Origin of the sequence: Kribbella caucasensis, assembly GCF_004361855.1 — a bacterium.
GTDB classification, from domain to species: domain Bacteria; phylum Actinomycetota; class Actinomycetes; order Propionibacteriales; family Kribbellaceae; genus Kribbella; species Kribbella caucasensis.
Window position 1 is genome coordinate 666,393 of record NZ_SNWQ01000002.1, and the last position, 23,789, is coordinate 690,181.

A 23,789-nucleotide genomic window follows, 5' to 3' on the forward strand; every position below is an offset into this window, starting at 1 on the left:
GGACGCACCGTTACTGGTTGTCGGGGGGCAGCCGGCGGCTAAGATCGTCCCTACGCCCGGAGTTGGTACTGCGGAATACGTCGAGGGACGGTTCGGATGAGGCAGCAGTTCAGAGATCTGGATACGTGGCGGGGGAAACTGACCGCGACGTGGATCTGTCTCGCTCCGCCTGCCGCGATGGTTGCCGTGTTCGTCGCCGGTGGCGTTCCCTCCAACACGTTCGTGGTCGACTCGCACGCACTGTCCCAGCCGCGGCAGGACGCGATCTTCGACGACCTGCTCGAGGACGTACCGGCCGAACCGGGTGTGGACGGCAGCGTCGGCACCGAGAAGCGGTCCTCCATCGAGGTACCGGTGACCGGTGCCATCGACAACAAGCAGCAGCCCGTGATCGGTCCGATCGGTTCGGCTGCCGGAATCCCGAGCACCGTGCTCGCGGCGTACCAGAAGACCGCCCGGGACCTCGCCCTCGCGCAGCCCGGCTGCCACATCACCTGGCCGTTGCTGGCCGGGATCGGCAAGGTCGAGTCCGCGCACGCGTCCGGCGGCCGGGTCGATGCCGCGGGCAACACGCGTGGGCAGATCCTCGGGCCGGTACTCGACGGTGGTCCGGGGATGGCCGCGATCAGTGACACCGACCAGGGGCAGTTCGACGGCAACACCCAGTGGGACCGGGCGGTCGGGCCGATGCAGTTCATCCCGGGGACCTGGAAGTCGTTCGGTGCCGACGGCAACGGTGACGGGCTGAAGAACCCGCACAACATCTTCGACGCGACCCGGGCGGCCGGTGACTATCTGTGCTCGGGCGGCGCCGACCTGAGCAACGCGGCGGGCCTGGTCCAGGCAGTACTCCGGTACAACCATTCGATGGACTACGTGTCCACGGTGCTGCGCTGGATGCAGACCTACAGCAAGTCGACGATCACCACGCCGAACGGTGACGGCGTGATCGACGAGCCGGGCGACGACGGCAACGTGCAGCACGGCGATGACCCGAATCAGGAGCTCCCGAGCGACGACGACACCACACCGATCCCGACAGCGACCGCGACGACCACCAGTACTACGGCCGTCCAGCAGCCGACCAAGTCGCCCACGACGACGCCGACGCAGACCCTCCCGGTCAGCCCGAAGCCCACCAGCCCCAAGCCCCCGTGGACCGTCTCGCCGTCGGACAGCCCCACCAAGCCCCCGCCGCCGACGCTCACCCCGTCGCCCACGACGACCCCGACGACGCCGACGAACACTCAGGACACCGAGACTCCGCCGACCGAGACCCCGACGACCTCGACCCCGACGTCGCCGTCGCCCTCGGACCCGACGATCTCGACTCCGCCGACCTCGACCCCGTCGGACACGCCAACGACGACGGACACCCCTTCGCCGACTTGCGACACCCCACCGGCCGGAACAGAGACCCCGACGCCGGCGCCGACCTGCACCCCCACGGCGCAGGAGAGCACATCCGCCTCGGACAGCGTCTCCGCCTCGGACAGCACCCCCACCGCCAGCTCCTCCTGAACCACCCATCCGTACGCCGCCCGCTCGGCCGGCCGCCGTTCCCGGTGCCGCGTGACTGCTGCGGTCCCACCCAGGGGGAAATCTCAGAGGCTAACCTCCGAGACGACACGTTGGCCCATCAGATTCTCAGGGGGCGGCCTCCCTTCCCGGAGGTTAGCCTCTGAGATTCGCCAAAGTGGCGATCAGGGGGCGGGCGGATGGGTTGGAGGTGGATGTGGGAGTGGGGCGGGACCTGCGGGCGCGGAGGTGGGAGCGCGGCGTACGGGTGTTTTAGGCGGTTCGGAGGCTGTTGACGCGGGTGTTATCGACTCAGGTAACTTTCCGTCGCTCTTCGGTAACTTTCCGGCGCGTCGGTCGTTGAGGGGACTATGCGCCTAACCCGTAGTGGTAATCGTCGGGTCAAAATAATCATCGCTTCACTGTGCACGGCCCCTCTCCTGGTTGGGGCCATCGTGACAGTCGCTTCGGGTGGGACCGGTGCCTCCGGTCAACTCGCGGCGGACAGCCCGGTCGCCCCTTCGCCTGGGGCCGGGCTGAACAGCGGTGAGTTCGACGAACTGACCATGGTCGTTCCGCAGCGTCCCGGAGTGGACGGCCGGATCGGATCTGACAAGCCTGCCCGTGCCGACGTCCCCGTGCAGGGGGCGACCGACGGCCGGTCCGTGGTCCGCCCGGGCCGCCCCGGCGCGGTGAACGGCATTCCGCGCGGAGTATTCCCCGCGTACCGCCGGGCCACCGCCAACCTCGCCGTCGTCCGGCCGAACTGCGGACTCACCTGGCCGCTGCTGGCCGGGATCGGCAAGGTCGAGTCGAACCACGCAAGCGGCGGCCGGGTCGACGTGGCCGGCACCACCCGGGGCAAACTCCTCGGCCCGGTGCTCAACGGCAAGGCCGGGCTCGGCAAGATCCGCGACACCGACAAGGGCCGGTACGACGCCGACCTGACCTGGGATCGCGCGGTCGGGCCGATGCAGATCATCCCGGGCGTCTGGTCCGAGTTCGGCGCCGACGGCAACGGCGACACCTACCGCAACCCGAACAACGTGTACGACGCGGTCACGACCGTCGCGGTCTTCCTGTGCTCCGAGGGCGACGACCTGAAGGCGCCCCGGGACCTGGTCGCGGCCCTGCTGCGGTACCAGCACTCCAAGGACTTCGTGGCCACCGTGCTGCGCTGGATGCGGGTGTACAGCAAGAGCGCCGTGCTGATCCCGAACGCGAAGGGCAACCTGTCCACCCCCAAGCCGGGTGGCAACGCCGAGCGCAAGGTCGACCCGCGGGACGTCCCGGACATCCCGGACGACAAGAAGGCCACGCCGAAGCCGACGACGCCGACCGCCACGGCGACCGACCGGCCGACGATCCCGTTGCCGGTCGAGGAGACGCCGACCAGCCGCCCGACCACCAGGCCGACGCAGAAGCCGACCGACCGGCCGACGACGCAGACGCCGACACCGCGGCCGACGCCGACCCCCACGCCGACACCCACTCCGACCCCAACGCCGACACCGACCCCCACGCCGACACCGACGGACTCTCCGACCGGCTCGCCGTGCGCCACCGAGACGAACCCCACGCCCTGCACCCAGGGCACCGGCTCGCACGGCTGACACCACCCCGGTTACGGTCGGCGGTATGACGACCGGAACCGGGGTACTCAGGCTCGCCGGCATCGTGCTGCCGGCCGGCGAGCGGCAGGACATCCACCTCAGCGGTGGGCTGGTTGTCGACCGGCCCACCGCTGCCGACGTCACCACCATCTGCGCCGACGGCTGGATCGTGCCCGGCCTGGTCGACGCGCATTGCCACATCGGTCTGGACCAGCGCGGAGCCGTCGACGAGGCGATCCAGACCGAGCAGGCGATCGCCGACCGGGACGCCGGCGCGCTGCTCGTCCGCGATGCCGGGTCCGCCGCCGACACCCGCTGGATCGACGACCGCGAGGACCTGCCGAAGATCATCCGGGCCGGCCGGCACATCGCAAGATCCAAACGCTACATCCGCAACTACGGCTGGGAGATCGAGCCGGACGAACTGGTCGCGTACGTCGAGCAGGAGGCCCACCGCGGGGACGGCTGGGTCAAACTCGTCGGCGACTGGATCGACCGGGACGCCGGCGACCTGACCCCATGCTGGCCGGCCGAAGTCCTCGACGCCGCGATCGCCCGCGCCCACGAGCTCGGCGCCCGCGTCACCGCCCACGTCTTCGGCGAACACGCATTGCCTGATCTGCTTGCCGCCGGCATCGACTGCCTCGAACACGGCACCGGCCTGCTGCCCGAAATGCTGGACGAGATGGCCGCTCGCGGTGTCGCGGTGGTGCCGACGCTCGTCCAGCTGGAGAACTTCCCGATGTACGCCGACCAGGCCGAAGCGAAGTTCCCGCAGTACGCCGCCCACATGCGCGACCTGTTCGACCGGCGGCACGAAACGCTACAAAACGCGGTTGAGGCCGGCGTGCCCGTGTACGCCGGGACCGATGCGGGCGGCGTCCTCGGTCATGGTCTGGTGGCGGCCGAGATCCAGGCGCTGACCGAGATCGGGATGACAGGGGAGGAGGCGTTGGCCGCGGGTTCGTGGGCGGCGCGCGAGTGGCTCGGCGTACCGGGGGTGCTCGAGCCGGGTGCGCCCGCGGACCTGGTCGTGTACGACGAGGACCCGCGCGCGAATCCCGCCGTACTCGATCACCCCCGGCTGATCGTCCTGCGCGGCCGAGTCGTCAAAGGCTGAGTCGTCGTCAAAGGCTGAATCACCGATACGTGACCAGGCAAGTTCATGCCGTGACCGGAAGATGTTCACCTGACCCCTGGTATGGAGGGAACATTTTCCCCTACGGTGAGCTGCACCCGCCGACGCCCCTCGGTGGGACGTCCGGTCGCGGGAGGCGCGTGCGGACGGAGCAGGGGAAGGATCCGGCCATGCGCAAGACCGCCCGCATCCCCAGACTGACCGCGGTGCTCGCAGCCGCGGCCGCCGGTGCCCTCGCACTCAGCGGCACCATGCCGAGCAACGCCGCCCAATCACCCGAACCCGCAAGCGCACCCGGCCTGGCCGACGCCTTCCGGACCGCCGCCAGCCAGTTCGACGTACCGCGGGAGCTCCTCGTCGGGATCGGGTACGCCGAATCCCACCTCGACGACCACGACGGCCAACCGAGCCAGGCGAACGGCTACGGCCTGATGCACCTGGTCAGCAACCCCTCCAACCCGACCATGTCGGAGGCGGCCAAGCTCACCGGGCTCGGTGTCGAAAGGCTCGCCAAGGACCCCGGGTCCAACATCCTCGGTGCGGCCGCCGTCCTCGACTCGTACGCCGACCAGGCCGGCCTCACCGCCGAGGCCCGCAAGGATCCGGGCAAGTGGTACGAGATCGTCGCGCAGTACTCGCACTCCGCGGACGGCCCGACCGCACGGCTCTACACCGACGAGGTGTACAAGATCATCGGCACCGGAGTCGGGGCCGAAGGCGTCTCCACCAAGCCGCTGAAGGTGACCCCGGACCGCGGCCAGTACGCGAACGTCGCCCCACTGGGTACCAGGACGCCGGCCTCGATCGCCGCGGTGGACTACCCAGGCGCGATCTGGAACGCGGCCAGCACGAGCAACTACCGGGTCGGCCGGACCGCGGCGATCACCACGATCGTCATCCACGTGACCCAGGGCTCGTATGCCGGCACGATCAGCTGGTTCAAGAACCCGTCGGCCCAGGTCAGCGCGCACTACGTGGTCCGGTCCAGCGACGGCCAGATCACCCAGATGGTGGCGGAGAAGGACACCGCCTGGCACGTCCGCAGCGCCAACCCGTACACGATCGGGATCGAGCACGAGGGCTGGGTCGACCAGCCGTCCTGGTTCACCGACGCGATGTACCGGGCGTCCGCGGCGCTGACCAAGAACATCGCCGACCGGCGTGGCATCCCGAAGGACCGGGCCCACATCGTCGGTCACAACGAGGTGCCCGGTAACGACCACACCGACCCGGGTCCGCACTGGAACTGGAACTACTACATGCAGCTGGTGAATGACGGGAACCCGCCGCCGCAGTACAACTTCAGCACCTACGGCACCGGCGTCCGGGTCCGGTCGGCGCCGAGGTTGTCCGCGTCGATCGTCACCACCCTGCCTGGTCCGACCCAGGTGTATGTCGTCTGCCAGGTTCAGGGCGACACCGTCACCGCCGAGGGCGTCACGCACAACTGGTGGTCCAAGCTGCGCGACCAGGGCGGCTACATGACCAACATCTACATCGACCACCCCAGCGCCCAACTCCCGGGCGTCCCGATCTGCACCTGACCGAACCGCCCCGACCTTGGGGGTCCCGGCGCAGCTGCCGGGACCCCCAAGGCCATGCCCTCAGGCGTGCAGCAGGCCGGCCCACGGGACCAGCCCGATCGGCGGACCGACGACGGTCGAGGTGATCCTGCCGTGCGAGTAGTGATCCTCGAGGACAACCCGATCCTCGCCGAAGGTCTCGGCCTGCTGCTCGGCAACTCCGGCTTCGAGGTCGTCGCCGTCGCTCAGGACGCCGACGCCTTCGCCAAGGCCGTCGAGGTCGATCCGCCGGACATCGCGATCGTCGACGTCCGGTTGCCGCCCACCTTCACCGACGAGGGCCTGCGCGCCGCGATCGAGGCCCGCCGGGTTCGGCCAGGTCTGCCCGTGCTGGTCTTTCGCAGTACGTCGAGGAGGTGTACGCCGCGGAGTTGCTGGCCGCCGGCAGCGAGGGGTCGGGTACCTGCTCAAGGATCGGGTCTCCCGGGTGGACGAGTTCCTGGAGGCGGTCCACCGGGTCGCGGCGGGCGGGACCGTGCTGGATCCCGAAGTGGTCAGCCAGTTGATGGTGAAGAAGAGCAACCCGCTCGAACGCCTGACCCCGCGCGAGCGCGAGGTACTCGCCCTGATGGCCGAGGGCCTCGGCAACACCGCGATCGCCGAGAAGCTCGTGATCAGCGAGGGCGCGGTCCACAAACACGTCGGCAACGTCTTCCTCAAGCTCGACCTGCCACCCACCGACTCCGGTCACCGCCGCGTCCTCGCCGTACTGGCCCACCTCGGGCTGTAACCGCTTGCCCAGCTCCTCCGCTGCGGCAGGGCTCTGACAACGTCGGCACCGAAGTCTTGACGGTTTGTGCCGGATCCAGGACGCTGTGTCGCGAGAGCGCTCTCACCGCACCAACCCGCCCCGAGGTGAGGAGAGTCCCCATGAAAGTCCTGTTGGCCACCGCCGTGGTCGCCGCCATGCTCACTGTTCCCGGCCAGGCCGTCGCGGCCACAACTCCGGAGCAGCCGCCCGCCGGTTCGGAGCTCGCAGTACCGCGCCAGGCAGCCGCGATGCAGAACGATCTCGGCCTGACCGAGCGGCAGATGAAGGAACGACTGACGGCCGAGTCGGCCGCCACCAAGCTGGTGCCGACCGCGCAGCGCGCAGCCGGGTCCGCCTTCGGAGGTGTCTGGTACGACGCCGCCCGGCAGAAGCTGATCGTCGGGGTCACCAACCCCAAGGCAGCGGCTGCGGTACGGGCAACGGGTGCCGAGGCGTCCGTAGTACCGGCGTCGACCAAGCAGCTCGATCAGCGGAAGGCTGCCGTCGACAAGCTGGCCGGCAAGGCTGTGCCGGATGCCGTCAGCGGCTGGTCGGCCGACCCGATGAGCGGCAGCGTCGTCGTGAACGTCCAAGCAGGCAAGCGATCCGCCGCGGTCGATGCTTTCGTCAACAAGGTGTCGAAGGCCGGCGCCGTCACCGTCCGGGAGGTAGCCGCCCAGGCGCCGCGTACCTTCGCCGCCGGCACGGTCGGGGGAGACCCGTACTACGTCAGCAACATCCGCTGCTCGATCGGCTTCTCCGTGCACGGCGGATTCGTCACCGCCGGCCACTGCGGTCGCAGTGGCACGGTCCGCGGCTGGGACGGCTCGGACATGGGCAGCTTCCGCGGCTGGTCCTTCCCCGGCAACGACTACGCGTGGGTCTCGGTCGGCAACGGTTGGTGGACCGTCCCGGTCGTGCTCGGCTGGGGTCAGGTCAGCGACCACCTGGTCCGCGGTTCGTGGGAGGCGCCGGTCGGTACGTCGGTCTGCCGCAGCGGGTCGACCACGCACTGGCACTGCGGCCACATCCTGGCCAAGAACGAGACCGTGAACTACGGCAACGGCCAGCTGTTCTACGGCGCGACCAAGACCAGCGTCTGCGCCGAAGGCGGCGACTCCGGTGGCTCGTTCATCACCGGCGACCAGGCCCAGGGCGTCACCTCCGGCGGCTGGGGCAACTGCAGCAGCGGCGGTGAGACCTGGTTCCAGCCTGTCAACGAGATCCTGTCCGCCTACGGGCTCACGTTGCACACGGCATAGCAGCTGTGCCCGACAAGGAGGCCCGGATCCGCCTTTGGAACAAGGCGGATCCGGGCTTCTTGTCAGCTCAGCAGATCGGGACGCCCGGGAGTTGGGCGGCCGGATGGTCGATGTAGATGTTGGTGATGAAGCCGCCCTGGTCGCGCAGCTTGGACCACCAGTTGTTCGTGTAGCCCTCGGCGGTCACGGTGTCGCCCTGCTTCTGGCAGAGCACGAAGACCTCGGTCGGGCCAGGGATCGTGCCGACGACCGGTGAGCTCAGGTACGCGTCGGAGCGGACCCGAATTCCGGAGCCCCAGGTCATGAACGGCGTACCGCCACCGCCGCCGCATCCGTTGTCGCTGGTCAGGTACTTCTGGTGGTACGAGCCCGGGTACGGCGCGAGCGAGCCGCCGTTGATGACGATCGTCTGGCCGACGCCGTTGTACAGCTGCTCGTAGTGGATGTGCGGTCCGGACGAGTTGCCGGTGCTGCCGGTGGTGCCGATCTGCTGGCCCTGGGAGACGGCCGCGCCGTTGGGGACGGAGTACGCGGCGAGGTGGAAGTAGTACGTCTTCCAGCCGCCGCCGTGGTCGATGACGATGTAGTTGCCGGCTCCGCTGGGCTGGGAGTGGCGGGTCGCCGTACCGGCCGCTGAGGCGAGTACGGGAGTGCCGTTGGTCGTCCCGCCGTCGGCGCGGACGAAGTCGAGAGCCAGCCGGACCTCGGCCGAGTGGTGGCTGTAGGTCCAGCGCTGACCACACGGGAACGGGGCCTTGAAGTTCGGCGCGGCCTGCGCCTCGGTCGGTACCGCCACCAGCGTGGCGGCACCGACTGATTAACCTACGGTCGAAAGGTCAGGCCGTCTCGTCCGGGACCGACTCCAGGGTGGGCTGCTGCCCGTTCGGCTTGGCGCTGAGCGACTCGATCAGCTGCTTGGCCAGCGCGAACCCGGAACCACCCATGGTGATGGTCTTCACCAGGGTGTCCTCGATGCCCTGGGCACCGTTCAGGACGACCATGTTGCCGACCTTCTCGAACGAGCTGGCGGCCGCGGCCACGATCTCCGGGTACGCCTCGGCGAGCTGCTGCGCGACGACCGCGTCGGTGTTGGTGGCCAGCGCCTCGGCCCGGGCCTTGATACCGGCCGCCTCGGCCATCGCCTTCGCCTGCACCGCGGACGCCTCGGCCTTACCGTTCAGCTCGGTGGCCTTCGCTTGCGCCTCACCGCGCAGGGTGACCTCGCGGGCCTGCGCCTCGGCCGCCGCGATCTGCGCGTCGCGGGCGGCCTGGGCCAGCGTGCGCTGCCGGTACGCCTCGGCGTCGGCCGGCTTCAGCACGGTCGACTCCAGCTGCTTCTCGGCCAGCGACGCGTTCAGCTTGGCGGTCTCGGTCTCGGCGACCACGACCTCCTGGCGGGCCAGCGCCTCGGCCAGCGGGCCGGACTGCTGGGCCTTGGAGTTCGCCTGGTCGACCTCGGCCTGGTACCCGGCCTGCGCGATCGAGCTCTGCCGGACCGCGGCCGCCTTCGCCGCCGCGGCGACCTGCTCGCGCTCGGTCGCCTCCCGGTCCCGCTCGGCCTGCGCGATCCGGGCCGCGGCCTCGACGGCGGCGGCCTGCGGACGGCCGAGGTTCTTGATGTAGCCGGACTCGTCGTCGATCTCCTGGATCTGCAGCGAGTCGACCACCAGGCCGAGCTTCTCCATGTCACCGGCCAGCGAGCCGCGGATGTTCGTGGTCAGCGTCTCCCGGTCGTGCAGCATCTCCTCGACCGTGGTGGAACCGACGATCGCGCGCAGGTGACCCGCGAACAGCTCGTGGATGGTGCTCATCACCTGCTCGTCGCTCTGCTCCAGGAACCGCCGGGCCGCGTTCGCGATCGAGCCGTAGTCGTCGCCCACCTTGTACGCCGTGACGCCCTTGATGTGCAGGGGGATGCCCTGACTGGAGACACAGGTGACCGTCAGCGGGGTGGCCCGGATGTCCAGCGGCAGCCGCCGTACGGTCTGGAAGCCCGGCAGTACGGCGGTACCGCGGCCGACCACGATCTTGAAGCCGAGGGTCTCGTTGATCTGCTCGGCGCTCGAGTGCGCGCCGAGGCCGGAGATGATCAGCGCCTCGTTCGGCTCCGCCACCCGCCAGACCATCCGGAACAGGATGAGCAGGACCACCAGGCCGACGGCACCGATGATCAGGTACGTCCAGAGCATTTCCCCTCCAGGGAACGAGTGTTCAGAAGGCGCGAGCGACGTAGACCGTCCGGGGTGGGTCGAAGTCGACCACCACCACCGGCGTACCCACCTCGATCACCTCGTCGGCCGCGGGGTAAGCGTAGAAGGCCTCGGTGGCACCGCGGACCGGCAGCATCACTTCACCGACGATCCCAGGCCCGACCCGCCCGACCACGCGTCCCCTTTTGCCAACCATGTCGACCCCTCCGACGCACACCGATCCACAGCAGTTCCGGAAGCTTATCCGGCCGCGCCGACATCACGTCACGCCTTGTGGTCGAGGCGGCACAAGCCCATCCTTGGAGAGTCGACACGACCTGGGGGATGGGGGAGGCGTGATGGGCGCGGAGGTTCGCGTTGGGGTGGAAGAAGTCGGGTCCGATGACGCACGGCTCGAGGAGCTGGCGCTGCAGCTGCGCCAGGAGTTGCTGACGCTCGACGTCCGCTCGGTCGAGCCTTACCGGGAGGGCGAGGCACCGGAGGGGACGCGAGGCGGCCTCGCCGCGCTCGCCGGCGTGCTGTCCGTCTCGCTGGCGCCAGGCCTGCAGGCTGTCGGCGCCGTCGTGGCGGTGGTGCGCGCCTGGCTGCAGAGGTCCGGCAGTGGGCGGACGGTGAAGATCGCGATCGACGGGGACGTGATCGAGCTGACCGGAGCCAGCGACGCAGTACAGCAACAGCTCGTCGACGCCTGGGTGAAGAAGCACTCGGCGACGGACTGATGAGATGGACGGCTCACGTGTCGCGCTCGTCGTGGCGAACGACCAGTACGACGATCCCGGTTTGCGTCGGCTGGTGGCTCCGGCACAGGACGCGGCCGCCCTGGCGGAGGCGCTGGCCGATCCGTCGGTCGGCGGCTTCGAGGTCCAGGTACTGCGGAATGAGTCGGCGCAGGCGATCCGGTTCGCGGTCGAGAACTTCTTCGCGGATCGGGCGCCGGAGGATCTGTTACTGCTGCACTTCTCCTGCCATGGGCTGAAGAACGGGGCCGGCGAACTGTTCCTCGCGGTCGCCGACACCTTGCCGACCCGGCTGGCGTCCACCGCTGTGGCCGCGGACTTCGTGAACCGGCAGATGGCGGACAGCCGGGCGCAGCGGATCGCGTTGTTCCTGGACTGTTGTTACGGCGGTGCGTTCCCGCGCGGGATGGTCGTCCGGGCGGCCGGTGAGGCCCAGGTGCGGGATGCGTTCGCGGGGCAGGAAGGCGTGGGCGGCGGGCGCGGCAGGGTGGTGGTCACGGCGTCCAGTGCAATGGAGTACGCCTTCGAAGGTGGTCAGCTCGCGACCGATGCGTCGGCGGCGACGCCGTCGGTGTTTACCGGAGCGGTGGTCGATGGCCTGACAACGGGCGAGGCCGATCGGGACGGAGACGGGTGGGTCGGTCTGACCGAGTTGGTCGGCTACGTGACCGATCGGGTCCACCGGGTGACGCCGAACCAGAACCCGCAGATGTGGACGTTCGGGTCGCAGGGCGAACTGCTGATCGCCCGCAGCCGGGTACGCCGGATCACGCCTTCTCCATTGGCCCCGGAACTGCTCGAGGCGATGGAGAGCCCGCTGACGGCGACCCGCTTCGGCGTCGTCGACTATCTCCGCGAGAAGTCGCACGAGTCCGACCTGGGACAGGCGTACGCCGCGTGGCAGGCGCTGGGCCGGATGGTGGACGACGACAGCCGGAAGGTCTCCGAGGCGGCCCGGCGCGCGCTCGACCAATCATTGCCCCGGGCAACGCCGGAAGAGCTGGATCTCGGCGCCGGGGACACGCCGGCTGAGCTTCGCCTGGCGGGATCGCCGATCGCGCTCACCGCGGTGGCGACGTCGACCGTGCCATGGATCCGGGTCGAGCAGATCGGCACGGTCATCCGGGTGACCGCCGACCCGCCCGAACCCGGCCCCCACGAAGCCTCGATCATCCTCGCCGGCCCCACCGGCGAGCACACGGTCCCAGTAAGGGTGCAGGGCCCCGAAACCAAGCACCTACCAGAAGCCCAGCCCCCACCCCCACCAGAAACTGAACCGGAACCTCAGCCACAGCCGGAACCCGAACCAGAACCCGAGCCCGAACCGGAGCAGCGGCTCACGCCTGAAGCGCCGTCCACGCTTGAGCCCCAGCCGCCGGCGCCGGTGTCAGACGAGGCGCCACCCGCAGGGGAGGCACCACCTGTCAAGCAGGTGCCATCGCCTGAGCACGTGCCGGTCTCGGAGGTGGGGCGGCCGGTGGGGGTTGCGGCGTTGACTGCTGAACCGGCCGCGGTTGCGGTTCCATGGTGGGTGGCCGGTGCGTTGACCGTCGGTGCGTTGGTGTTGCTGCTGGTGAACTGGCCGGGAGAGGTGGACTCGCGGCTGATGTGGTCCGACGAGTCGACCGGGTGGTCCGTGTACCGGAGCTGGGGCGACACGATGGTCGTCTCGTCGCTAGGCGCGCTCGTGGCGAGTCTGGTCGCCCGGTGGTCAGGACGAGGGGCACCGCTCGTACTGGGTGTGGTCGCCGGCTGCGCGGCCTTCGTCGTCGAGGGCGGCATGCTGGTCCTGGGCGGCCGCATCGCCGGCGAGGAAGTCGGCAACTGGACCGCCGCGACAGCGATCGCCGTCGGCATGTTGGCCGTTCTGCTGGTCCAGCTGGGGCCGGGGCGCCTGCACCTCTGGCCGGTACCGATCCCAGCCGCGGTTCTGGTCATTGCCGGCGGCATCATGCTGCTCGTGAGTACGGCCATCAAGCAGGACAGCGGGTACGCCTTCCTTGATGTCACCAAGCTGGCTGCACTGGATGCGATCGTCACGGTCGCGGTCGCGTGGCCCGCTCTGGCAGCCAGACAAGCCCCGGCAAGACTGTGGCTCAGCGCGACGGCGTCGACGTATGTGCTGATCGGGATCGTCTCCATCATCAGGGGCCTGACCACAGACGCTTCGCGGTCCGCCTTCCTCAGCGCCACGGTCGGCAGCGTGCTGGTGCTGGTGGGAATCGTCTACGCGGCCGGGCGACCGCTGCCGCAAACCGGCATCGAGCAACCGACCGTGCCGGCAAGTATCACCGACTGGCTGAGGCGTAACCGAGCGGTGGCAGCTGTGGTGGCCGGCCTCGGCGCCCTGCTCCTGGCCTACGTGAATCAGAAGGGAATCGCTGACGAACTCAAGCTCTGGTACAACTCGGACATCGGCACACCGGACCTCTACCGGCACGTCGCCGACGGGACCCTGGCAGCGTCGATCATCGCCCTGCTCGGAGCGGCCGTTGCGTGGCGTCCGGGACGAGTCGGGGCCTACGCGGCGGGTGTCGCCGCCGGTGCGGCCGCCCTCTTCGCGACCGCGGGCGTGGTCATCCTCGGCGGCCGGATCCCGTACGACGACAACGTGTACCCCTGGTCGGCATCACTGGCGATCGGCACCGTGATGCTGCTCCTCCTCATGGGCAGCGCAGGCCCCCGCCTCGCGTCGCCATATCGCCGTCCCGACCGACTGACGGGCAGTTTGCTCGCCGCCGGGTTCGTTCTCCTGGTGGTGGTGCAGTTGGTGCCCGCAGAGGACGGTTCGTCCGCAACGACGTACACGAGGGGCCTAGCACTCCTGCTGCCGGTCATCGCCGCCGCACTGGTGCTGCTGGCAACGACGGCGGCCGACACCGCAATGGCGGTCGGCATGGCCGCGTCGTACCTGCTGCTGTTCATCGCGGCGGGGATCTACCCCATCAGCGTGAGTGCGGCGCCCAATTACTTCACAGGGATGCTGTGCGGCCATGTCGTCTTGCTTGCCGCCCTGGCGTCGAGCCTGCGGCCGGTACTACGAATCAAGCCGACCGCGGGGGAGTAGTCATGGCGGAGCTGACAGAGCTGATTCGCAGCGAGCGTCTCGCACTCATCGAGTTCCTGGAGACGCTCGCTCCGGAGGATTGGTCGACGCCGTCGCTGTGTGGGGCGTGGACGGTCCAAGAGGTCGCCGCCCACATCGCCTGGGCGCCGGTCATGCCGCGAGCCCAGACCGCGGTCGGCCTGGCGAAGGCGGGTTTCCGGATCAACAAGGCCAGCGCCGACAGCGCGAGGGTCTGGGCGCGTCGCGGGACGGACGCGATCCTCACGCAACTGAAGGAGAACGCGGAGACGGGTGCCACGCCTCCCGGCGTACCGATTCCGGCGGCCCTGATCGAGGCACTGGTGCACGCCATCGACATCAGGCGGCCGTTGGGCAAGCCCCGGCCGGTCCCGGTAGCCGCGTTCGGACTGGCGGCGGACGCCTCGCTGAGTTTGCGCTGGCCGTTGACGGTCGTCGTCGGTGGCAGCACCCGTAAGCGGGTGGCCGGCCTCAAGTTGGTTGCGATCGGCTACGACTGGTCCCATGGCGACGGCCCCGAGGTACACGCCTCCGGTGAGTGCCTGCTTCGGCTGCTGAACGGCCGCCCGATCGAGCGCTCCGAGCTGACCGGCCCGGGCGCCGATCAGCTCTTCGCGAGGGTCAGCCCCGACTGAGCCTCAGCCGCGGATGGCTCCCTCCGTCGCGCCCTTGATGAACTGGCGGGCGAAGACGGCGAAGACGATGATCAACGGGACCATCGCCATCAGCGCGCCGGTCATCACCATGCTGTAGTCGACGCCGTGCGAGCGGTTCAGCTGGGACAGCGCGACCTGCAGGGTCAGATGGTCGGGGTTGGTCAGCACGATCAGCGGCCACATGTAGTCGTTCCAGGACGCCACGAAGGTGAAGATGCCGAGGAACGCCAGCGCCGGCCGTGCCGACGGCAGCGCCACATGCCAGTACGTCCGGAGGAAACCGCAACCGTCCAGCGTCGCGGCCTCGACCAGTTCGTCGTGGATCGAGTTCTGGAAGTACTGCCGCATCCAGAAGATGCCGAACGCGTTGGCCGCGGCCGGGACGATCAGCGCCTTGAGCGAACCGACCCAGCCGAGCAGCGCCATGGTCTGGAACTGCGGTACGGCGGCCAGCTGTGCGGGCAGCAGCATCGTCGCCAGCAGGATGACGAACAAGGCGTTCCGGCCCGGGAACCGGAACTTGGCGAAGGTGAACGCGGCCAGCGAGTCGAAGAAGAGCACCAGCGCCGTGGTCGAGATCGCCACCACGGCGGTGTTCGTCATCGACTGGAAGAACGCCACGTTCTCCAGCACGTGCCGGACGTTGTCGTCGAACTGGTCCCCGAAGGTGAACTTGGGCGGGAACCGGTAGATGTCGGCCGTGCTGTTCGACGCCATGATCAGGGTCCACGCGAACGGGAACATGAACAGCACGAGCGCGAACACCAGGACGACGTGCAGCGCGATACCGCGCAGTCGGTAGCGCATCACTTCGCGTCACCCCTCACCCGGAAGATCCGCCAGTTGATTGCCGTGAACAACAACACGAGCATGAAGATGCTGAGCGCGATCGCCGCGGCGTACCCGTAGTCGTTGTCGAGGAACGCGGCCCGGTAGAAGTACAGGACGACCGTCATCCCGCTCTGCCCGGTACCGCCGCTGTTGCCGACCATCACCTGTGGTTCGGTGAAGGTCTGCAATCCGCCGATGGTCGAGATGATCACCGTGAACAACACGATCGACCGCATCTGCGGCAGCGTGATCGAGAAGAACGTCCGGACCGGACCGGCGCCGTCGACCTTGGCCGCCTCGTACTGGTCCTTCGGGATCGACTGCAGACCGGCCAGGTAGATCAGGGTGTTGTAGCCGACCCACTGCCACACGATCATCGTCGAGACCGCGATCTTGATCCCCCAGGGCTGGCCGAGCCAGTCCTGCTCGGGGATGCCGAGGGACCGCAGCCCGGCGTTGATCAGGCCGAAGTTGGTGCTGAACACGGCGCTGAAGAAGATCGCCATCGCGACCAGCGAGGTGACGTTGGGGATGAAGTAGGCGATCCGGTAGACCCCGGTGAAGCGCACGGCCGACTGCAGCATCACGGCCAGCACCAGCGCGATACACAGCGTCGGGATGGTCGACATGAAGAACAGCACGACCGTGTTCTGCAGCGACAGCCAGAACGTCGGGTCCTCGAACAGGAACCGGAAGTTGTCCAGGCCGGTGAACCGCCGCGGGCTCAACCCGTCCCAGCGCTGGAACGCCAGCACGATCGTGGACAGCATCGGGTACAACCCGAAGACCGCGAACAGGACGTAGAACGGCGACAGCGCCAGGTAGAACCGCCAGTACGACCAGACCCGCCGGCCGCTCCGCTGACCGGACGAGCGCCCGGTCAGTGGTTCGGCCGACGGTGCCGGCGCAATCGCCGTTCCGGTCACTGCACCCCCTGCCGCTTGGCGATCGCCTTGGCCTTGGAGACCGCGGACGACCAGGCGGCGTCGGACGCCTTGGCGCCGGACTGGACCGACTTGAGCTCGTCCTTGAACGGCTGGGCGACGGCGGAGTCGGCCGGCGCCTCGTAGGCGACCGGGATGTTCTTCGCGGCCGGGCCGAAGACCTCGATCGGCACCTGGCCGCCGAAGAACGGGTCCGCGGCCTTCAGCTGTGGCTTGTCGTACGCCGCCGGCGTGGCCGGGAAGATCTGCGCGTCCGCGAACGCCTTGGCCTGGTTGTCAGCGTTGAGCATGTACTTGATCACCTCGAACGCCTTCGCCGGGTCGGCCGCGTTCTTGGTGATGGTCAGGAACGAGCCGCCGAAGTTCGCCGGGCCACTCGGGGTCGGCGCCAGCCGCCACTTGCCGACGCTCGTCTTGCAGGCGGCCTTCACGTCGAGGGCGACCCAGGCGGCGCCGACCAGCGCGGGCACGGTGCCCTGGTCGAGCCCGGCGTTCCAGTCCGGTGAACCGCCCGGGGTCTTGCCGTCGACCTTGCTGGTCATCATCTTCACGCAGATGTCCCAGGCCTTGCGGATGTGGTCCTGGTCGCCGATGAACTTGTTGTCCTTGTCGATGTACCGGGTCGGGTTCTGGCCGATGATGATGTCGTAGAAGTCGGTGGCGTCGGACACGATCGGCGCCTTCGGGTTCGCCTTCCGCAGTTCCACGCCGGCGGCGATGAAGTCGTCCCAGGTGCTCAGCTCGGCCGCGACCTTGGCCGGATCGCCGGGCAGGCCGCCCTTGGTGAACACGTCCTCGCGGTAGTACAGCGCGGTCGGGCCGATGTCGATCGGGATGCCGAGCACCTTGCCGTCGAGCGTGGTCGCCTGCTTGACCTTCCACTCCAGGTAGTCGCCGAGGATCGCGTCCGCGCCGACCGTCTTGAGGTCCACGAACCGGTTGGCCTGCGGCAGCATCGAGGCGATGTCCTCGCCCTTGATACCGGTGATGTCGGGGATCCCTGTACCGCCGTTGAAGGTGGTGATCAGCTTCTGCTTGAAGTCGCCGCCGATCTCGGAGTACTTGATCGTCGGGTCCGGGAAGTGCGTGATGGTCTCGTCGAGGACCGACTTGCCCAGACCGCCCGGCCAGCACCACAGGACCAGGGTGGTGGCCACGTTCGTCTTGGCGGGGGCGCTGGTGTCCATACCGGACGAGCAGCCGACCATTGTGCCGCCGACAAGCGCGAAGCCCCCTGCTAGCAGCGAACGACGTGAGAGCTCCATGGTTCTACCTTTCTGACTGGTTGCGCCCATCGGCGCTTCCGTTGACTGCACTGGTGACTGCCTCGTTGACTGCACGGTCGTGGTGCGCGCTGAGCAGCGCGGCGAGGGATTGGTCTTCCGGGTGTTTTTGGTGCCAGGCGGCGAGGTCGGACCAGCGCGGCGCCGCGTCGGCGCCGCCCAGCCGGGTCACCGAGATCGCCGCCACGAGGGATGCGAACCGCAACCGCTCGGAGAGCGACAGCTCCCACAACGTCGCCGCGATGAACCCGGCGGCGAACACATCACCCGCCCCGGTGGTGTCCGCCGCCTGGACCTGATGTGCCGGTACCGCGACCCGCTCGCCGGTGCCGGCGTCCATCGCCAGGGCGCCGTCGGCACCGTTGGAGACGACGACGAGCGGTACCAGTTCGGCGAGCCGGACGAGCGCCTCGGCCGGACTGTGGGTGCGGGTGTAGTGCATCGCCTCGGCAGCGTTCGGCAGGAACACATCGCAGTGCTCGAGTTGGTCGAGCACGGCGGGGTCCCACTGCTCCGACGGGTCCCAGCCGACATCCGCGAAAACCACGCTGCCGGCCGCCTTCGCCTTCGCCAACCAATCGTTCGGCCAGGGTCCGATATGGGCGGCGACGGCTCGGGCGGCCGGCGGCGCGGTGATCAGCTCGTCGGCCGACAGCAGGGGAGGGGTACCCCGAGTGACCAGTGCCCGATCACCTTCGTAGGCAAGGGCCACTGTGAGGGGGGTCTGCCAACCGGCGAGCCTGCGGGAGAGGCTCAGATCGATGCCTTCGTCGTCGGCGAGCCGGGACCAGACCCGGTCGCCGAGGTCGTCGGCGCCGAAGGCTGCGGCCAGCCCGGTCCGGAGACCGAGCCGGGACAGCGCGACGGCGAAGTTGGCGATCCCGCCCGGGCTCTCGTTCGAGCCGGTCGCCCAGACCTCGGTGCCGGGGCGTGGCGGGGTGGGCAGCCCGAGCACCAGGTCGTGAAAGACCAGGCCGGACACCACCACATCCAGCTCGCTCATCGTCAGCACACTCCTGCAGGGTCGCTCAAATTCGTGCAGTCAGTTTGGAGCTCTTGAGCAGAGTACGCAATAGCTGCGCAAAGAAATGAGTGAATATGACGGACTTTGCGTGGTACGGTCTCTCTGTGTTGCCGAAGCAGCGTCAGGATCAGATCGTTCGCGCACTCCGGGCCGATGGGGCCGGTGGCGTGAAGGCGCTGGCTGCCCAGCTCGGGGTCAGCGAGGCGACGATCCGCCGCGATCTGGAGTCCCTGCACGAGCAGGGCCGGCTCACCCGGGTGTACGGCGGCGCGCTCGCCGTCGACGGTGGGGACGAGCCGTTCGCCGAGGTCAGCGCGGTCCGGACCGACGAGAAGGACCGGGTAGCGCGGAAGGCGGCGGAGCTGATCGAGGATGGCGAATCGATCCTGCTCGACATTGGCACCACGGCGCTGCAACTTGCCAAACAGTTGCATGGTCGCTCAGTGACGGTGGTGACGAGCAACCTCGCCGTCCTCGAGGAGCTCCAGAACGACGAGCAGATCGAGCTGATCATCCTCGGCGGATTCGTCCGGCGCAGCTACCGCTCACTGGTCGGGTACCTGACCGAGGAGAGCCTGCGACAGCTACACGTGAACACGCTGTTCCTCGGCACCAGCGGGGTCCGCCCGGACGGCCGGGTGATGGACAGCACGATGATCGAGGTCCCGGTGAAGCGGGCGATGATCCAGGCGGCCGACCGGGTGGTGCTGCTGGCGGACGCGAGCAAGTTCCCCGGTCACGGTGTCGCGAAGGTGTGCGAGCCGGGGGAGCTGACGATGGTGGTGACGGAGCCCGACGCCGACGAGGCGACCCGGGCCCAATTGGCTGAGGCGGGGGTTCAGGTGGTGCTGGCGTGAGACTGACCATCCTGGGGGGCGGCGGATTCCGCGTGCCCCTCGTGTATCAGGCCCTGCTCTCGGATCGAGGCGTCGGCCGGATCACGTCCGTGGTTCTCTACGACACCGACCGCTCCCGGTTGTCGTCGATAGGTTCCGTATTGCGGCAGCAGGCCGCGCTCGGTCCTGGTGGGGCCCCGGGATTGGGTGCAGCTGCCGGTGGAGTTGACGGCTGGGAAGCGCCGGTGGTCACCGAGACAACCGATCTGGACGAGGCGCTGCGCGGTGCGGACTTCGTCTTCTCGGCGATCCGGGTCGGTGGGCTCGAGGGCCGCACGATCGACGAACGGGTCGCGCTCGACCTCGGCGTACTGGGGCAGGAGACCGTCGGAGCCGGTGGGATCGCGTATGCGTTGCGGACCCTGCCGGTCGCGGTCGACATCGCCAAGCGGGTGGCTGCGCTGGCGCCCGAGGCATGGGTCATCAACTTCACGAACCCGGCCGGCATGGTGACCGAGGCGATGCTGCCGTACCTCGGCGACCGGGTGATCGGGATCTGCGACTCGCCGTCCGGGCTGGGGCGTCGGGCTGCTCTCGCGCTCGGGTTGGACGCTTCGCAGGCCTTCTACGACTACGCCGGGCTGAACCACCTCGGTTGGTTGCGCGGGTTGCACTCGGGTGGTGTCGATCATCTGCCGGCGCTGCTCGCGGATCCGGCCGCGCTCGGTGCATTCGAGGAAGGGCGGCTCTTCGGGGTCGAGTGGTTGCGCACACTCGGTGCGATCCCGAACGAGTATCTGCACTACTACTACTTCGCCCGGGAGACGCTGGCCGCGGTGCAGTCGGTGGAGCGGACCCGGGGGAAGTTCCTGCTGGAGCAGCAGTCCGCCTTCTACGCCGAGACGGCCGAGCACCCGGCGAACGCGTTGGAGCTGTGGCAGAAGACGCGAGCCGAGCGCGAGTCGACGTACATGGTGGAAAGCCGTGCCGTCGCGGACGCGGGGGAGCGGGACGAGCGCGACATGTCGGCCGGTGGGTACGAGCAGGTCGCCCTGTCGCTGATGCGGGCGATCGCGCACAACGAGCGGGCCTCGCTGATCCTGAACGTGCGCAACCGCGGCACGCTGCGGCACCTGGACGACGACGCGGTGGTCGAGATCCCGTGCACGGTCGACGCGAACGGCGCTCGTCCGCTCACGGTGTCCCAGCTCACCGACCATCAGGCCGGACTGGTCAGCGCGGTCAAGGCGGTCGAGCGGTCGACGATCGAGGCCGCCGCGTCGGGATCGCGGTCGGCGGCGCTGCGAGCGTTCGCCTGGCATCCGCTGATCGACTCGGTCAACACCGCGGGACAGTTACTGGACAGCTACGTCGAGCACCTACCGGATCTGCAGGCGTTCAGGTGATCTGTACGGGATTGGGTCCAGGGCCGCGGATCTGGCACAATGTCAGGCTGAGTCCGTCTGGATTTCGTGCAGCCCTCTAACTCCACGTGCCGGCCGGCCCATTCGAGTGGTCACCCGTTGTCCCCACGACGTCCGTACCGCTCACCCGTTCTGTATTTCCAAGGGAGACCACCCAAACGTGGCAGTCAAGATCCGTTTGAAGCGCATGGGCAAGAAGCGTGCGCCGTTCTACCGCATCGTCGTCATGGACGCCCGGACCAAGCGGGACGGTCGCGCCATCGAGGAGATCGGTAAGTACAACCCGAAGACCGAGCCGTCGTTCATCCACGTGGTGTCGGACCGGGCGCAGTACTGGCTGGGCGTCGGCGCGCAGCCGACCGAGGCCGTGACCGCGATCTTCAAGGCTTCTGGCGACTGGCAGAAGTTCAAGGGTGAGCCGGCCCCGGCGCCGCTGCGGGTCGCCGAGCCGAAGCGGGACAAGCAGGAGATCTTCAACGAGGCGCTCGCCGATGCGCACGGCACTCTGAAGACCGAGGCCGTGACGACCAAGAAGGCGGCCGCCAAGAAGGCCCCGAAGCAGGACGACGCCGCGAAGGCTGACACCAAGGCCGACGCGAAGGCTGACACCAAGGACGAGGCCAAGGCTGACACCAAGGACGAGGCCAAGGCCGCCGCGAAGGACGAGGCCGCTGCGGCCCCGGCCGCCGAGGCTGCCGCTGAGGCCGCTGCCGAGGCGCCGGCCGACGACGCCAAGGCCTGACCATGATGGAGACCGAGGCGCTCGAGCACCTGGTCCGAGGCATCGTGGACAACCCTGACGACGTCAGTGTCCGGTCCCGCAACCTGCGGCGCGGACGCACCCTCGAGGTGCACGTGCACCCCGACGACATCGGCAAGGTGATCGGCCGCAACGGCCGGACGGCGACCGCGATCCGTACCGTGGTCGGGGCGCTCAGCTCCGAGTCCTCGCTCCGGATCGACTTCGTCGACGAGCTCAACCGGCGCCCGCGCCGCTGAACTCGAAGTACTTCCTGGAGGGCCGTACCCACACGGGTGCGGCCCTCCGGCCTATCTTCAGTAGAAGTCAGTTGCAGGGACAGAGAGGGACAGTGCGGTGTTGGTGATCGTCGGCCGGATCGGCCGGGCGCATGGGATCAAGGGCGAGGTCGGGATGGTCGTGCGGACCGACGAGCCGGACCGGAGGTTCGCCGACGGCGCGATCCTGGTCACGGACTCCCGGACGCCGCGCAAGCTGACGGTCGAGTCCAGCCGGTGGCACAGCGGGCGGTTGCTGGTGAAGTTCGCCGAGGCCCCGGACCGGACCGCCGCCGAGCAGCTCCGGAACCTGTCGCTGCAGGCCGAGGTGTCCGACGACGAACGGCCGGAGGACCCGGAGGAGTTCTACGACCGCGAACTGATCGGCCTGGCCGTGCGGACCACCGAGGGCGAGGTGGCCGGTGAGGTCATCGACGTGGTCCACCTGCCGTCCCAGGACCTGCTGGAGATCCGCCGGCCCGCGGGGAACGCCGTACTGGTTCCCCTGGTCGAGGAACTGGTTCCGGAGATCGACCTGGGCGGCCGGTACGTCGTGGTCGCCGACCGCCCGGGTCTGCTCGACCCGGAGGGCGCGGACGTCACCCCGGCGGACGTGGACGCCGACTGATGCGGCTGGACGTCTTCTCGATCTTCCCGGAGTACCTGGCCGCGCTGGACTTGAGTCTGGTCGGCAAGGCGGCTAAGAGCGGGCTGCTGGACGTCCGGGTGCACGACCTGCGCGACTGGACCCATGACCGGCACCGGACCGTCGACGACACGCCGTACGGCGGCGGCGCGGGCATGGTGATGAAGCCGGAGCCGTGGGGTGAGGCCCTGGATTCCGTTGCTCCGGCGGACGGTCCCGCGCAGCCGCGATTGATCATGCCGTCGCCCGCGGGCCGACCGTTCACCCAGGCGATGGCGTATGAGCTCGCGGCCGAACCGTGGCTTGCGTTCGCGTGCGGGCGGTACGAAGGGATCGACGCGCGAGTGGCGTCGTACGCGGGTGAGCGGATGCGGGTGGACGAGGTTTCCATCGGCGACTACGTGCTGAACGGCGGCGAGGTCGCAGTACTGGTGATCGTCGAGGCAGTGGCCCGGCTGCTTCCCGGGGTGATCGGCAACCCGGAGTCCCTGGCCGAGGAGTCCCACTCGGGCGACGGCCTGCTCGAGTACCCCGTCTACACCAAACCGCCGTCCTGGCGCGGCCATGACGTACCGGATGTGCTCTTGTCCGGCAACCACGCCCTCATCGCCCAGTGGCGTCACGAGCAGTCTGTACTGCGTACCACCGAGCGCCGGCCGGATCTGTTGGCCGCCTGGGGCGACGCCGTGTCGCGCAAGGACGACGCGGCCTCGCTGGTGGACATGCAGCCGGCGACGTTGGCCGATGTGGGGGAGATCCACGCTCTGCAGCTCGCGGCGTTCCTGTCGGAGGCGCAGGCGTACGGCGACCTCACCATCCCGCCGCTGGTCGAGGACCTCGACACGAGTATCCAGCGGGTCGCCCAGGGCGGGGTGTGGAAGGCAGTGGCCGGCACGCGCGTCGTCGGGTCCGTCCAGGTGACCGTGGACGGCGCTGTGGCCCGGATCGGCCGGCTGATGGTGGCGCCGGACTGGCAGGGGCGGGGCGTGGGTGCCCGGCTACTGCGGTTCGCCGAACAGACCGCGCCGGCCGACGTCACGCAGTACGAGCTGTTCACGGGTGCGCTGAGTGAGCGGAACCTGGCCCTGTACACCAAGGCCGGTTACCGTGAGGTGAGGCGGGAGCAACAAACGGCGAAGGTCGAGCTGGTCCTGCTCGCCAAGCGGCGGCGCCGACGCTGATTTCGTCGCGACCGCTGCCGTGTGGCAAACTTGGTCGCTGTTGCCATTCG

19 protein-coding genes and 3 pseudogenes are annotated in these 23,789 nt (G+C 68.9%); 15 read left to right on the forward strand and 7 right to left on the reverse strand.

From position 1 onward, the window contains the following. Positions 1-96 precede the first annotated feature (96 nt). From EV643_RS07185 to EV643_RS07220, 6 genes and pseudogenes are all read left to right on the forward strand, one after another. Entirely contained in the window at positions 97-1,521 is a 1,425-nt protein-coding gene (locus EV643_RS07185) for a lytic transglycosylase domain-containing protein (RefSeq protein ID WP_133799158.1), read from the forward strand. A gap of 452 nt (positions 1,522-1,973) precedes the next feature. Next, complete coding sequence (locus tag EV643_RS44045) at positions 1,974-3,131, forward strand: lytic transglycosylase domain-containing protein (RefSeq protein ID WP_238165413.1); 1,158 nt, start codon at positions 1,974-1,976, stop codon at positions 3,129-3,131. Between the two features lie 25 nt (positions 3,132-3,156). Next, entirely contained in the window at positions 3,157-4,251 is a 1,095-nt protein-coding gene (locus EV643_RS07205; protein ID WP_133799162.1) for an amidohydrolase family protein, read from the forward strand. A gap of 188 nt (positions 4,252-4,439) precedes the next feature. Beyond that, positions 4,440-5,813 carry an N-acetylmuramoyl-L-alanine amidase gene (locus EV643_RS07210; RefSeq protein ID WP_133799163.1) on the forward strand — a complete coding sequence of 458 codons (1,374 nt, stop codon included), beginning with the start codon at positions 4,440-4,442 and terminating at the stop codon, positions 5,811-5,813. A gap of 132 nt (positions 5,814-5,945) precedes the next feature. Further along, positions 5,946-6,582, forward strand: a pseudogene (locus tag EV643_RS07215) (LuxR C-terminal-related transcriptional regulator). A 311-nt stretch (positions 6,583-6,893) separates the two neighbouring features. Then, positions 6,894-7,865 (forward strand): annotated as a pseudogene (locus tag EV643_RS07220) (S1 family peptidase); the annotation flags it as partial. Between the two features lie 67 nt (positions 7,866-7,932). Here EV643_RS07220 and EV643_RS07225 read toward each other — a convergent pair. The 3 genes from EV643_RS07225 to EV643_RS07235 are packed head-to-tail and all read right to left on the reverse strand — an operon-like array spanning position 7,933 to position 10,271. Continuing rightward, the gene (locus tag EV643_RS07225; RefSeq protein WP_238165414.1) at positions 7,933-8,661 is read right to left on the reverse strand and encodes a peptidoglycan DD-metalloendopeptidase family protein; all 729 of its coding nucleotides are present in this window, start codon (positions 8,659-8,661) and stop codon (positions 7,933-7,935) included. Between the two features lie 40 nt (positions 8,662-8,701). Further along, positions 8,702-10,054 carry a flotillin family protein gene (locus EV643_RS07230; protein WP_133799166.1) on the reverse strand — a complete coding sequence of 451 codons (1,353 nt, stop codon included), beginning with the start codon at positions 10,052-10,054 and terminating at the stop codon, positions 8,702-8,704. 22 nt (positions 10,055-10,076) lie between these two features. Then, a complete protein-coding gene (locus tag EV643_RS07235; RefSeq protein WP_133799167.1) occupies positions 10,077-10,271 on the reverse strand; it encodes an NfeD C-terminal domain-containing protein in 195 nt (64 codons plus the stop codon). 142 nt (positions 10,272-10,413) lie between these two features. Here EV643_RS07235 and EV643_RS07240 point away from each other — a divergent pair, with 142 nt between their 5' ends. The 3 genes from EV643_RS07240 to EV643_RS07250 are packed head-to-tail and all read left to right on the forward strand — an operon-like array spanning position 10,414 to position 14,532. After that, the gene (locus EV643_RS07240; RefSeq protein ID WP_133799168.1) at positions 10,414-10,794 is read left to right on the forward strand and encodes a hypothetical protein; all 381 of its coding nucleotides are present in this window, start codon (positions 10,414-10,416) and stop codon (positions 10,792-10,794) included. 4 nt (positions 10,795-10,798) lie between these two features. After that, complete coding sequence (locus EV643_RS07245; RefSeq protein WP_133799169.1) at positions 10,799-13,879, forward strand: caspase, EACC1-associated type; 3,081 nt, start codon at positions 10,799-10,801, stop codon at positions 13,877-13,879. Positions 13,880-13,881: 2 nt separating this feature from the next. Further along, entirely contained in the window at positions 13,882-14,532 is a 651-nt protein-coding gene (locus tag EV643_RS07250; protein WP_133799170.1) for a maleylpyruvate isomerase family mycothiol-dependent enzyme, read from the forward strand. A 3-nt stretch (positions 14,533-14,535) separates the two neighbouring features. On the opposite strand, the gene EV643_RS07255 is transcribed toward EV643_RS07250, so the two are convergent. The 4 genes from EV643_RS07255 to EV643_RS07270 are packed head-to-tail and all read right to left on the reverse strand — an operon-like array spanning position 14,536 to position 18,614. After that, a complete protein-coding gene (locus tag EV643_RS07255; protein WP_133799234.1) occupies positions 14,536-15,360 on the reverse strand; it encodes a carbohydrate ABC transporter permease in 825 nt (274 codons plus the stop codon). Further along, positions 15,360-16,310, reverse strand: a complete 951-nt coding sequence (locus EV643_RS07260; RefSeq protein WP_238165415.1) for a carbohydrate ABC transporter permease — start codon at positions 16,308-16,310, stop codon at positions 15,360-15,362. The genes EV643_RS07255 and EV643_RS07260 overlap by 1 nt, the downstream gene beginning before the upstream one ends. Next, positions 16,307-17,593 carry an ABC transporter substrate-binding protein gene (locus tag EV643_RS07265; RefSeq protein WP_166665335.1) on the reverse strand — a complete coding sequence of 429 codons (1,287 nt, stop codon included), beginning with the start codon at positions 17,591-17,593 and terminating at the stop codon, positions 16,307-16,309. The genes EV643_RS07260 and EV643_RS07265 overlap by 4 nt, the downstream gene beginning before the upstream one ends. A 4-nt stretch (positions 17,594-17,597) precedes the next feature. Then, entirely contained in the window at positions 17,598-18,614 is a 1,017-nt protein-coding gene (locus tag EV643_RS07270; protein ID WP_133799172.1) for a carbohydrate kinase family protein, read from the reverse strand. Between the two features lie 95 nt (positions 18,615-18,709). On the opposite strand from EV643_RS07270, the gene EV643_RS07275 reads away from it, so the two are divergent. The 6 genes and pseudogenes from EV643_RS07275 to trmD all read left to right on the forward strand — a co-directional run bounded on the left by EV643_RS07275 (position 18,710) and on the right by trmD (position 23,739). Continuing rightward, a complete protein-coding gene (locus EV643_RS07275; protein WP_238165416.1) occupies positions 18,710-19,492 on the forward strand; it encodes a DeoR/GlpR family DNA-binding transcription regulator in 783 nt (260 codons plus the stop codon). Next, entirely contained in the window at positions 19,489-20,877 is a 1,389-nt protein-coding gene (locus EV643_RS07280; RefSeq protein ID WP_133799173.1) for a 6-phospho-beta-glucosidase, read from the forward strand. Before EV643_RS07275 ends, EV643_RS07280 begins: the two co-directional genes overlap by 4 nt. Positions 20,878-21,055: 178 nt before the next feature. After that, positions 21,056-21,493, forward strand: a pseudogene (rpsP, locus tag EV643_RS07285) (30S ribosomal protein S16); the annotation flags it as partial. A gap of 149 nt (positions 21,494-21,642) precedes the next feature. Further along, on the forward strand, positions 21,643-21,894 hold the full coding sequence (locus EV643_RS07290) for an RNA-binding protein (RefSeq protein ID WP_133799237.1): 252 nt from the start codon (positions 21,643-21,645) through the stop codon (positions 21,892-21,894). A 97-nt stretch (positions 21,895-21,991) separates the two neighbouring features. Further along, positions 21,992-22,540, forward strand: coding sequence for a ribosome maturation factor RimM (rimM, locus tag EV643_RS07295; protein WP_133799175.1), 549 nt, complete (start codon positions 21,992-21,994; stop codon positions 22,538-22,540). After that, a complete protein-coding gene (trmD, locus tag EV643_RS07300) occupies positions 22,540-23,739 on the forward strand; it encodes a tRNA (guanosine(37)-N1)-methyltransferase TrmD (protein ID WP_133799176.1) in 1,200 nt (399 codons plus the stop codon). Before rimM ends, trmD begins: the two co-directional genes overlap by 1 nt. The last annotated feature ends 50 nt before the right edge of the window (positions 23,740-23,789 follow it).

Coding starts and splice junctions, on each gene's coding strand:
- EV643_RS07185 (WP_133799158.1), top strand. CDS start 97: ATGAGGCAGCAGTTCAGAGATCTGGATACGTGGCGGGGGAAACTGACC.
- EV643_RS07205 (WP_133799162.1), top strand. CDS start 3,157: ATGACGACCGGAACCGGGGTACTCAGGCTCGCCGGCATCGTGCTGCCG.
- EV643_RS07210 (WP_133799163.1), top strand. CDS start 4,440: ATGCGCAAGACCGCCCGCATCCCCAGACTGACCGCGGTGCTCGCAGCC.
- EV643_RS07230 (WP_133799166.1), bottom strand. CDS start 10,054: ATGCTCTGGACGTACCTGATCATCGGTGCCGTCGGCCTGGTGGTCCTG.
- EV643_RS07235 (WP_133799167.1), bottom strand. CDS start 10,271: ATGGTTGGCAAAAGGGGACGCGTGGTCGGGCGGGTCGGGCCTGGGATC.
- EV643_RS07240 (WP_133799168.1), top strand. CDS start 10,414: ATGGGCGCGGAGGTTCGCGTTGGGGTGGAAGAAGTCGGGTCCGATGAC.
- EV643_RS07245 (WP_133799169.1), top strand. CDS start 10,799: ATGGACGGCTCACGTGTCGCGCTCGTCGTGGCGAACGACCAGTACGAC.
- EV643_RS07250 (WP_133799170.1), top strand. CDS start 13,882: ATGGCGGAGCTGACAGAGCTGATTCGCAGCGAGCGTCTCGCACTCATC.
- EV643_RS07255 (WP_133799234.1), bottom strand. CDS start 15,360: ATGCGCTACCGACTGCGCGGTATCGCGCTGCACGTCGTCCTGGTGTTC.
- EV643_RS07265 (WP_166665335.1), bottom strand. CDS start 17,593: ATGGAGCTCTCACGTCGTTCGCTGCTAGCAGGGGGCTTCGCGCTTGTC.
- EV643_RS07270 (WP_133799172.1), bottom strand. CDS start 18,614: ATGAGCGAGCTGGATGTGGTGGTGTCCGGCCTGGTCTTTCACGACCTG.
- EV643_RS07275 (WP_238165416.1), top strand. CDS start 18,710: ATGACGGACTTTGCGTGGTACGGTCTCTCTGTGTTGCCGAAGCAGCGT.
- EV643_RS07290 (WP_133799237.1), top strand. CDS start 21,643: ATGGAGACCGAGGCGCTCGAGCACCTGGTCCGAGGCATCGTGGACAAC.
- trmD (WP_133799176.1), top strand. CDS start 22,540: ATGCGGCTGGACGTCTTCTCGATCTTCCCGGAGTACCTGGCCGCGCTG.